Annotated in this window: 7 protein-coding genes, 1 tRNA gene and 1 pseudogene; 2 read left to right on the top strand and 7 right to left on the bottom strand. The window is 59.0% G+C overall.

The features are described from left to right. A pseudogene (locus tag M653_RS0125895) lies at nucleotides 1-1259 on the bottom strand (hypothetical protein); the annotation flags it as partial. A 323-nt stretch (nucleotides 1260-1582) separates the two neighbouring features. Here M653_RS0125895 and M653_RS0125890 point away from each other — a divergent pair. After that, on the top strand, nucleotides 1583-2536 hold the full coding sequence (locus M653_RS0125890; RefSeq protein WP_027145935.1) for a transglutaminase-like cysteine peptidase: 954 nt from the start codon (nucleotides 1583-1585) through the stop codon (nucleotides 2534-2536). Between the two features lie 99 nt (nucleotides 2537-2635). Here the strand turns inward: M653_RS0125890 and M653_RS0125885 are convergent, their stop codons facing one another. From M653_RS0125885 to M653_RS0125865, 5 genes are all read right to left on the bottom strand, one after another. Next, a complete protein-coding gene (locus M653_RS0125885) occupies nucleotides 2636-3187 on the bottom strand; it encodes a ribbon-helix-helix domain-containing protein (RefSeq protein WP_280940122.1) in 552 nt (183 codons plus the stop codon). Between the two features lie 79 nt (nucleotides 3188-3266). Next, a complete protein-coding gene (locus M653_RS0125880) occupies nucleotides 3267-4556 on the bottom strand; it encodes an HlyD family type I secretion periplasmic adaptor subunit (protein ID WP_027145933.1) in 1290 nt (429 codons plus the stop codon). Between the two features lie 50 nt (nucleotides 4557-4606). Beyond that, nucleotides 4607-6739: a type I secretion system permease/ATPase gene (locus M653_RS0125875; protein ID WP_027145932.1), complete on the bottom strand. Its 2133-nt coding sequence runs from the start codon at nucleotides 6737-6739 to the stop codon at nucleotides 4607-4609. A gap of 40 nt (nucleotides 6740-6779) precedes the next feature. Next, the gene (locus M653_RS0125870) at nucleotides 6780-8228 is read right to left on the bottom strand and encodes a TolC family protein (RefSeq protein WP_027145931.1); all 1449 of its coding nucleotides are present in this window, start codon (nucleotides 8226-8228) and stop codon (nucleotides 6780-6782) included. A 444-nt stretch (nucleotides 8229-8672) separates the two neighbouring features. Continuing rightward, a complete protein-coding gene (locus M653_RS0125865; RefSeq protein WP_027145930.1) occupies nucleotides 8673-8921 on the bottom strand; it encodes a hypothetical protein in 249 nt (82 codons plus the stop codon). Between the two features lie 406 nt (nucleotides 8922-9327). On the opposite strand from M653_RS0125865, the gene M653_RS0125860 reads away from it, so the two are divergent. Then, nucleotides 9328-9780, top strand: coding sequence for a hypothetical protein (locus tag M653_RS0125860; protein ID WP_027145929.1), 453 nt, complete (start codon nucleotides 9328-9330; stop codon nucleotides 9778-9780). Nucleotides 9781-10367: 587 nt separating this feature from the next. Here M653_RS0125860 and M653_RS0125855 read toward each other — a convergent pair. After that, nucleotides 10368-10442, bottom strand: a tRNA-Gln gene (locus M653_RS0125855). Nucleotide 10443: the final 1 nt, after the last annotated feature.

Raw genomic sequence — 10443 nt, 5'->3', positions numbered from 1 at the left:
TAGGTGTAGGACCCGTCGGCGTTGAGATGCAGCGTGCCGTGCAGGCCGGCGATGTCGGTGGCGACCCCGCCGGTCACAGCGGTTGAAGTGTCCGCACCAGCGGCGCGCACGCCGCTGACGGTGGCGCCGTCGGCGCCGGCAACGTCGTTGGTCAGCACGCCGGCCGCGGCCGTGACGGTAAGCAGGACACCCTCGGTCACGTCGTTGCTGTCGGCATGGGCCGTCGGCACGTCGTCGATGATATTGATGACCAGGTTGCCGGGAGGAGCCGTGTCGCCATCGCCATCCGTCACCCCAACCGCAAAATTCACGCTCGTATTGTCGCCCGAGGTGTTGTCGCCGAGAGTATAGGAGTAGCTGATCGTGCCAACGCCCGAGGCAGCATCAAAGACATAGCTTGCGGTCAGCGAGCCGGTAGCGTCGCTGAAGGTCTGCGGGGCACCGGTCAGCACATGGCCGCCCAGCGTCACTTCCGACACGCCGTCCGGCGAGGTGAAGCCGATCGTGCCCGATATCGTCTCGGAGTCCGACGCTGCATCCGAGCCGGCCGACTCGCCGCCACGGGCCGGAAGGCCGGCCTCATGGACCGTCGCTTCCCCTATGGCGCCAATGGAGGGAGTGGAATCGTTTTCCAGGAGGCTCGGGAACAATTCGCGATGATCCGGCTGCCCAAATTGCAGGTCCGTTGGTGGCAGGAGGGCCGACAGGCCGAAGCCGTCGCCGATCCCGCCGGCAGGCTGTTCGAAATTGCCGCCGGCGCTCGAGGTCGAACCTCCCGGGCCCGCCGATATCGAGCCGTCCGCGCCGAAGGCGACATCGACATGGCTCGCTTCCAGTGCGGCGATCAAGGCCACACGCGGCACTTCGACTTCGCCGATGATGAAGGTCGGCACATTCAGGGCACCGTCCTTGATGACGATGACCGAGCCGTCCGCCTGCTCGAGCACGAGGTTGTGGCCGTCGACCTTGATGTTGTCGATCGAGACGTTGGCGGGAAGCTTTACGACGTTGCTTGCGTCAGCCACGTATTCGTGGGGGGCATTCGCCGCTGCCGGAGCAGCCGCTGGCGCGCCGCCGCCGACATCGACCGGCACAGGCTCGGCCGCTGCAGGCGCTGTTTGAGCCGGCGCCGCCGCTTGCTCGGCCGGCGCGGCCTGCGCCACCAACTGGATCGGCGCTGTCAGGTCGTGGTGATCGTTGGAGACGGAATGCTCGTCCCACGAGTTCGAAACGTTGTCCAACTCAATACTGGTCGTCATAGCTTTAACCCCTCCGGCATTTCCCGGAAAGAGACAGGCGGCGCCTCGACTTTGCAACGGTCCGTCAATCCATTCTATATATTTGGATATGCGTTCGATGACTTTTTTTACGCTTGGTAAACTGTGAACATATAATCAGTTATATCTTGCTTGGAATGGGCGGCGCTTTCCCGCGACCAGCGCGAAAAACTTGGTAAATAGAAGTATAAATACGTATAAAATTTTACACAAAATAGCAAAACCACTTTGCGGGAAAGTTATCCACCTTCATTTCCAGTAATTTGAGACAAGATTGGTAGCGTCCACGGTCAAAGGTGGGCGTCATGAAAAAACAAAAGAATGCTCCGAAGAAGAGAAAACTCAAGCTGCTTCTGCTGGCACTGGGGATAGCCGGCGCGGCGCAGCCAGCCCTTGCCGGGCCGATCATCAGGGATTTCCTGCCCGAAACGGCACTGCTTGGGACGGTCCAGGCGCCGCCTGGCCTCGGCGGCATTTCGCTGCGGAGGTACCAGCCCTGGCAGCCGGCCGCCGCCTACCAGATCAGCCTCGTCCTGAACGGCTACAATCCCGTTTCCGCGCAAGACCGGTCCAGCGCCTTGATGGCGCAAGAAGGTAGGGATATCGACCCGATGCAGACTGCGTCGATTATCCCGGGCGTATTCGGGTCGGTTGCGCTGTCCATGCGCAATTTTCCGGTTTCGGCGCGCTGGGCACCGGTCTACCAGGCCATAACCAGTTGCACCGCCGGCAGTCCCTGCGACCACAAGAGCCCGGCCTTCGCGGCCATGGTTTCGGCTGCCCAAGGCAAGGGGTTTGTCGAAAAACTGTCGTTCATCAACAGCGGCATCAACCACCTGATCGCCTACAGGAAGGACAGCATCGTTTACGGCAAGCTCGACTATTGGGCGAAGCCTTCGGAAATCCTCGCCAATCGCGCCGGTGACTGCGAGGACTTCGCCATTCTCAAGATGACGGCGTTGCTGAGGGCCGGCATTCCGGCACGCAGCATGTCGCTCGTCGTTCTCCAGGACCGCAAGCGAGGTTTCTTCCACGCCGTGCTTTCGGTGAGCACTGCAAGCGGCGCTTACATTCTCGACAGTCTCAACAATACGGTGCTCAAGGACAGCGCTCTTCCGGACTATCAGCCACTGTACTCGTTCAGCACCGACCGGGCATGGATCCATGGGTCCAAACCGGGGGCCGCGCAGATGGCCGACGTCAAGGGCGGTTTCGAAACCGTCGCGCCTGGCGAAGGCGCGCAGATGGAAGTCAAGTAAAGGCAAAGCGCGGTCGCGTTTTTGTCCTGGCCGAATGCCCAGAGCAATTTCAGGAAAATGCATAGCGCTTTCGCCGGGAATTGCGAACGATGAGCGACTCTAACCGTTGAAGACAAAAGCCATCAGCAATTCCAGGTCCAGCACCGGCGCGCGCACCACGTTAAGCTGGCCCCGGTAACGGCGCTCGCCGGCGCCGATCACAAATCCGCTCGCAACGGCAACGTCGCCGTTGGTGTCGAGGCGCGCGAATATATCCGCCACGTTGAGATCCAGCGCCAGCTTCAGGTCCTGCCGCGTGTCTCCGTCGAATGCCGTCGGCAACTGCCGTTTGACCAATTGCTGGAATGGCGCATTGAACGTCACGATCTTCTTGGTCGATGCAAGGGCGAAAGCCGGCGACGGACAGGCAAGCAGAATGGCGTTTACCGTCCCGATCGACGCAAGCCTGCGCAAATTCAGGTTCTCGTGTCCCAACGCGCGAATGCAGGCCACCCGAATTGCCGAGGTCAGGTTTCCGTTCTCCGCGTGACTTTCGGCGATCTCGTCGACCAGCATGCCGATGGTGCATTTGCGGCTCTCGGCCATCTGTTTCAGCGAAAGCCAGAAGGCCCGTTCCAGACGGATGCCGCGCCTTGCGCCGCCGCGCGCCACGACGCGGAACTCGAGCTCGAAATCTTCTGTCGGCAGCGGCAGAAGCAAACGGTCTTCGGGGGGCGGGGGAGAGATGGCGCTAGCGCTCACTCATTGCCTCCTGACGTGCTTTGTTGATCGGCTTCAGCAGGTAGCTCAGGATCGTCTTGCGTCCGGTCTTGATATCCACGGAACAGATCATGCCGGGGATGATCGAATATGCCTTTCCGTCTCGCTCCAGTGTCGATTTGTCGGTTGAGACACGCACCTGGTAATAGGGCTCGCCCGTCTTCTGATCGACCAGGCTGTCCGCGGTAATGTTGGAAACCTTGCCTTCGATGCCGCCAAAGGTCGAGAAGTCGTAAGCCGTGACCTTTATCAAGGCATCCTGGTCGGGGCGTATAAAGGCGACATCGCGGGGCGAAACACGCGCTTCGACCAGCAATGTCTCGGAAGTGGGCACGATGCCGGCTACGACAGTTCCGGGCTGGACGAAGGCGCCGACGGTGTTCAGTTCCATCGTGTTGACGATCCCGTCCACCGGAGAACGGATATCCGTTCGCGCGACCTTGTCGGTCGCGCCGCGAATGGTTTCGTCCACCACCGAAAGATCGGCCAAGGCCTGCGTCAGGTCATCGAGCGCTTCCTGCTTCAACTGCAGCCCGAGTTCCTCGACCTGGAGCTGCGCCTCGGTGATCGCCGACTTGGCCTTCTTTATCGTCTCGCCGGCCAGGTTCAATTGGCCGTTGAGTTCGGTTTGCTCCTGCTCGACCTTGAGCTGCTCGGTCCTTGCCATCAGACCTTTCTTGACCATCGCCTCGACCAGCTTCGCCTGCTGGTCGCTCACAGCCAGGTTTTTTGTCAGGCGGTCGAGATTGGCGTTCGCCTCGTCGAGTTCCTTTTCGCGCTGGTCGAGGCGCGACTTGAGCACCGACAGCTTGTTGTCGAAGTTTTCGCGCCGGGCAACGAGCAGATTTTGCTCGTTGTCGCAGATTTCCGGCGCCACCGCCTGAATGTCCTGCGGACACGGAAATGATCCGGTGATGCTGCCGCTCTGTTCGTATTTGAGCCTGGCGATCCGTGTTTGCAGGGCCCGCGCCTTGGCCTGCTGTTCGCCGAGGCTGGACGTGTTCAAAGTGTTGTCGAGACGAATGATAAGGTCGTTCTTCCTGACGACCTGCCCCACCTTAACGGCGATTTCCTGAACGACGCCCGGCTCGCTGGCTTGGATGACCTGGGTCTTGGAGGCCGGTATGACTTTGCCGTCGCCACGCGCGATCTCGTCGACCTCGGCGAATGATGACCAAGCGACAAAGGCGACGAAGAGCGCCGCTATGATGAATATGGATGCCGTCGCAAAAAGCGGCGGGCGGTCTTCCCTGGCAAGCATTTCCTACGCCCCGTTATTATATCGGTTTCAGCCCGATATAATTTGTTCCTTCAGGTATTGGTTCTCTGCAGCGCCTGAATGACTTGTTCTTTTGGTCCATCGGCAACGATCTTTCCCTGCTCGACAACAATAAGGCGATCAGCCAATTCGAGCATGCTGAAGCGATGCGTCGAGACGATCAGCGTCGTGTTGTGGTCAAATGCTGTCTTGAGTTGCTTGATCAGCTGTCGTTCCGAAGCCAAGTCCATCGAGCCGGACGGTTCATCCAGAAAGACGATCTTCGGCTTGGTCAAAAGCAGCCGGGCAATCGCCACCGTCTGTCTCTGCCCGCCGGAAAGATTGGTGCCCCGCTCGCCGACATTCATGTCGTAGCCGCGTGGATGGCGAGAGACGAACTCGTCGACGCCGGCGGCTTTTGCGGCTTCGATGATCTGTTCGTCGGTCGCCTCGGGAGCTGCCATGAGCAGGTTCTCCTTCACGGTGCCCGAAAACAGATCGCCAGCTTGCGCGACGATACCCACGGCGGCGCGCACCTCCGACGGGTGATACTGACGGATGTCGATGCCATCCAGCAGCAGCTCGCCTGAACTCGGCAGGAAAAGCCTGCCGATCAGGCGTCCCATCGTTGTCTTGCCTGACCCGATGCGGCCGATGATGCCGATGCGCTCGCCCGGCTTCACCGAGAAGTTCAGGCCGGACAGAACCTCGTTTTCCGAGCCGGGGTAGACGAAGCCGACATTCTTGAACGTCATCGCCCCATTGCGGATCGGGCGATTGACAAAGCCCACCGTGTCCGGCCGGTCCTCCGGTTGGGCCATGATGGAATTCACCATTCTCAGGGAGAGCATGGCCTGGCGAAATCTCGACAAGGTGATCGCGATCTGGCCGAGCGGAGCCACGGCCCGGCTCGCCAGCATCACCGTGCCGATAATGGCTCCTGTCGAAACATGCCCTTCCGAAAAGGCATAGGCCCCGGCCACGACCAGGGCGACCGTCACGAGCTGCTGGATGGCCTGGGTGATGTTGCCGGCCGCCGCCGAGAGCTGCTTGATCTTCTCGGAGGTGTTGGCCGCATTCTTCGAATGCTCGCCCCACTTCCTCAGCAAATAGGCTTCGGCGCGCAGGGACTTGATTGTTTCCAGCGTGGAGATGGACTCGACCAGCAAGGCCTGGCGCTGGGATGCCTCGTTCATCGAGGCGGCGACCCGTTTGCCGATGCGGCGTTGCGTGACGAGGCCGACTATCACCGACGCCACGAATGCCAAGGCCGGTATGATGACCAACCAATCGCCGATCGCGTAGATGACCAGCAGGAAGATGAAGACGAAGGCCGTGTCGATGAAGACGCTGATGGTGTTGGAGGTGAAGAACTCCCTGACGAACTCATATTGAGTGACGCGATTTGCATATTCGCCGGTCGAACCGGGGCGCGCGGACAAGGATGAATTCAGCACCTTCTCGAACAGCAAATACGATATCCGCAGGTCCGCCTTTCGCCCGGCATAGTCGATGAGCGAGGCCCGGGCCGTCTTCAGAAGCAGGTCGAAGAGAATGACGGCACCGATACCGATCGCCAGCACCCAGAGCGTCGATATCGCCTTGTTCGGCAATATGCGGTCATAGACGTTCATGGTGAAGATCGGCGAGGCGATGGCCAGCAGGTTGATGAAGATCGCCGACAGCACGACCTTCGAATAGGTACGCCAGAAAGCGCCCATCGTTCCCGTCAGCCAATGGCGCCGTTCGATCTGCTGCGCCGACCCGACCTTCATGCCTTCGGTGGCGTTGGCATAGGTGATCGAGAAGGATACGCCGCCGCTGATGTAACTTGCGGCCAGCTCGGATTTGCCGATGGTCGTGCGCCCGTCTTCCTGCGGGGCAGTGAGATACCCGTCACCGTCGATTTCCGCCAGCAGGGCGATCGGCAACTGGCTGACACGGAAGAGAATTGCCGGAAGATCGAGGCGACCGCGCAAGAAGTCGCGATGGTTGAATTCGTGGGTCTCGAGACCGATGCGTTCGGCAAGATGCCTGATCTCGGTGACCTCGATGCGCGTGTCCGAAATCGGCACCCCGGCAAACAGCACGGTTTCCGCGCTCGGCCTGCCGAGATAGGCGGCAACCGCCGAAAAGCAGGCCTTGAATGCCTCCTTGGGCGACAGAATATGTGGCTGCTGATTCACGACCCGCCCGCCAGGACCCTCAACCCCCCTTTACACCGGCTCACTTCTTCCTGACCGGGGCAAGGATGTCGAAAGGTATATCGTTCGTCTGTTCCGACGGGGTCCGTGCATAGGTTTCGGTATCCGCGTTCGCCGGAACGGCAAATTCGTCCTTGGCGTAGGCCGTGGCCTGCTTTGGCGGATGGATGTCCATCGTTTTCAGCAACTGCCCGGTCGCTGCCAGAAGCCGATATTGGGCAAAGAGGGATGCGTAGGACGCGGTGTCCGCCAGCGTAGCTGTGTTGAACCGTGTATTCTGCGCATCCAGCACATCGAGCAGCGAGCGCTGTCCGACCTTGAACTGCTCGCGATAAGAGGCAACCAGCTTCTCGCTGGAAGCGGCTTGCAGCTTCAGGGTCTTTGCCAGATCGGCTTGCCGGAAGCGGCGATCCCAGGACGTGCGAACGGCCTCTTCGATCTCCCGCAGAACCTGATGCAGCCCAAGCCGCTGCTCGCTGGCGCGGCGGATTTGCTCCTGCTCATTCGCTTTGTCGATGCCGCCGCGGTACAGGTTCCAACGCAGCACCAATCGTGCCTGCAAATCGGACGTGTCTCCATTGTCGCCGTCAATGTCATATCCGGCCCGGGCGGTGCCTTCGGCGACGATCGAAGGGCCGTATTTCGCCCGAGCGGCGTCAACCTGCGAGGCCGCGGCGGCAATATCGCTATTGGCCATGTGGACGCGCGGATTGTTCTCCCGCGCAATGCCCAGTGCGTCATCTAGGGACCTTGGCAGCGCGGAGGAAACATCGCCGGGCCGCGAAGCATTGGTCAGCGGTTTCCCGACTGTCTTGAAGAAGCGTATCCTCGAAGCCTCGAGTTCCTCGGAGGCTTCCTGCATGCGGGCCTTGGCCGCGAACAAGCGCTCCTCGGCCTGTTGCCGGTCGGCCTCGTTCAACCCGCCGCCTGCGATGCCTTCCCTGATGTCGTGGAGAATCGCTTGATGAAAGCCTAGATTCTTCTTTGCCTCTGCCACGATCGAGCCCTGAAGCATGTATTCCAGGTAATCCTGGACAACCGACAGCCCGATGAACTCGGATCGCTCCAGCACGCGGAACGAGGCGCCATCGACTCGCGAGGCCTGACGGTTGAGTTCGGCTCGTCTTGCGCCGCTATCATAAAGCGTTTGTGAAACCGTCAGATCGGTCTCCGCGGGATAAAGCGCGTCGTGCTCGATGGAGAGCGCTCGGCGGGAGGAGTTGTCCAGGCGGCGAGCACCAGTAGATGCCTGCAGGTCGACGCTTGGGAGATAAAGCCCTTTCGCCTGCCGCAGCTCGAACTCGATCGCCTCACGGTTTTCGATGGCCTGGCCGATTTCCGGGTTGGATTCCACCGCAACCGCCATGGCCTCCTTGAGCGTCAATGCATGCGCGCCCCAGCAGCTCAGCATGGTAGCCGTCATCAAGAGGCCAACGCCCATGACCTTGGTCGACAGACCTGTCGTCTTCATTTTCCCACCCACGTTTCCCCGCCCTTTTTTAGGGCGCCCCAGCCGGGCTCGGCGCCTAGCTTTGTTCGCTATCTTACAAATTAACGTGGACGTTTCATTATTAAGCTGTGACTAAACGATAGATTTTGGGCAGACGGCCAGAAAATGTAGCAAAAATAGCACACATTTGAGATGTCGGAGGGATCAAGTGCCGGCGTCGAAACTTGAGAGGACACGCTGCCAGAGGGAGGGGCATTTAATCGACGATCTAGAATTTGGTGCTCTTGTCGAAACCGTCCTCAATGCGACCGGCATAAGAGAAGAACGCGACAAGATCATCACGAACGCTCTCTTGGGTGCTGGAGTGGTTCCAAAAAGCTACGTCGACCTGAGGCCATAGGCGAGGGATATGGAGAAGCGAAAGGGCGCGGATCACACCGCGCCCTTTCGGCTTGCTGGAACCTGCTATTGAGCAACACCCTCGGCAATGTAGCGCCTGCCGACGATCACGAACGGCAGCGACAAGATCGTCGCCATGCTGCCGACCATGGCGACGATGTAGAGCCATGTCACGTCAGGCGCCACGCCAGTCAACGACCGGCCCGCCGACGCGATCGACAAGAATGCAAACCCCGCCACGACCGGCCCTACGATCATTAGGATCACCCCGAGCATCCCGGCCTCAGACAATTTTTGCCTTACGATAGTTTGCATGTCCCCTCCGGGATTAACTTACGATGTATGAGAAGGACGAGGTTCGACCCGTCCTTCTCTTTGATGCATTGTTGTGATGAGCAGCACAAGGATCATACTGACTAGGTGCGGATCAATGGCCGCTCGGAAAACGAGTTCGATCATATTGAATGCTTTCTGCCCTGGTGGGCGGTTTCTTACCTAATAGGCAGGAGTGGCGCGTATCCAGCCCACACGGGACCGGATAGGTTGCCAATGGTTGGCGGCACCACTCGCTATATGGCTGCAATCATCGTAGCCTTCGAGCTTCGGCAAACGTGCGTCTATAGGGTTTTCGCCCGTTGGCTGCTGGTGAGACCGGGCCCTGAAGCGCGTCGCGACCTTTTCGACTAAGCTAATCGCGAATCACTCGTGTTGGACGTTTGAGATGAGCGACGCCAGCGAAGCACCGGAACCTCCAGCAGGTTTGGACTGGGAGACATACTTTGCTCACAGGAATCGATTGGATGAAATCCGTGTCGAGCAATCGTCATCATTCGATAAGTCAATCCTGACCCTATCTTCCGGCGCCTTGGCTTTTTCTCTTGTAGTTCTAAAGGGTTTTCAAGACCAAAATATAAAGGTTGCTCTTGGGTTTTTAGTGGTGTCATGGACGTTGTTCGTCTTCGCAATTCTGCTCAATGTCTTATCCTACTTTGTAAGCTCCAAGGCGGCAGAAGTGGCGATTGAGCACTTGGATAATTGTATGCGGACTCAAAATTGGGAGGTAGAGGTTTCCAATTTTTGGGACAAAGTAACGCGTAAATTGAATTCGGTGTCTGGTATTTTGTTTGCCATGGGAGCAATTTGTCTGCTGATTTTTGCCTATCAGAGCGAATGAGGTCTGAGATGTCGAAGCGTACCGTAAATCCATTCGCGACGGCCGTCGTCTCTAATTCAGAAATATCGACAAACGGTGCACTCATGCCCGGTCAACCCGTATCGCGACCATTGTTCCCAAGCTCGTCGCCCGTCGCCGTAAGTCCAGCCGCAGCAGCAGGGCCGGCTGCGGCGCCAGCCGCTCCGGCCTCCTCGCCAGTTGCCACAACGCCAACTACGACAGGGAAAATATGAGCTTGCCCCCGCGTCCCGCTGCTCCGTCACCTGGGCCTACGCCAACTCCTTCACGGCCGACGCCGGGAACAGGAACCCCTATAGGTCCGCCGCCACAGCCTCGACCGCCAAAGCGTTAACCGCCAAATAGACTTAAGGATCGGTCCCGATGAAGAAAATCTCCGTGGTTGGCCGCAGGCCGACCTCCAGCAAAGAACAAGCTGGCACGACGATGACGACACTACCCGTCATAAAGCCGACGAAAAAGTGATGGTCAGCTCGGCGGAATAGGAACCTAAACAGGTGACCTAGAATACCCTACATCAGGAAATTGAATTCTGTGTAAGTGGCTGATTCTAAATAATAAATAAACAATGGCTGGGGCGCCAGGATTCGAACCTGGGAATGTCGGTACCAAAAACCGATGCCTTACCACTTGGCGACGCCCCAA

Source organism: Mesorhizobium sp. WSM3626, assembly GCF_000513935.1.
Lineage (GTDB): Bacteria > Pseudomonadota > Alphaproteobacteria > Rhizobiales > Rhizobiaceae > Mesorhizobium > Mesorhizobium salmacidum.
This window is presented reverse-complemented; position numbering and strand designations above follow the sequence as displayed.

Coding starts and splice junctions, on each gene's coding strand:
- M653_RS0125890 (WP_027145935.1), top strand. CDS start 1,583: ATGAAAAAACAAAAGAATGCTCCGAAGAAGAGAAAACTCAAGCTGCTT.
- M653_RS0125880 (WP_027145933.1), bottom strand. CDS start 4,556: ATGCTTGCCAGGGAAGACCGCCCGCCGCTTTTTGCGACGGCATCCATA.
- M653_RS0125870 (WP_027145931.1), bottom strand. CDS start 8,228: ATGAAGACGACAGGTCTGTCGACCAAGGTCATGGGCGTTGGCCTCTTG.
- M653_RS0125865 (WP_027145930.1), bottom strand. CDS start 8,921: ATGCAAACTATCGTAAGGCAAAAATTGTCTGAGGCCGGGATGCTCGGG.
- M653_RS0125860 (WP_027145929.1), top strand. CDS start 9,328: ATGAGCGACGCCAGCGAAGCACCGGAACCTCCAGCAGGTTTGGACTGG.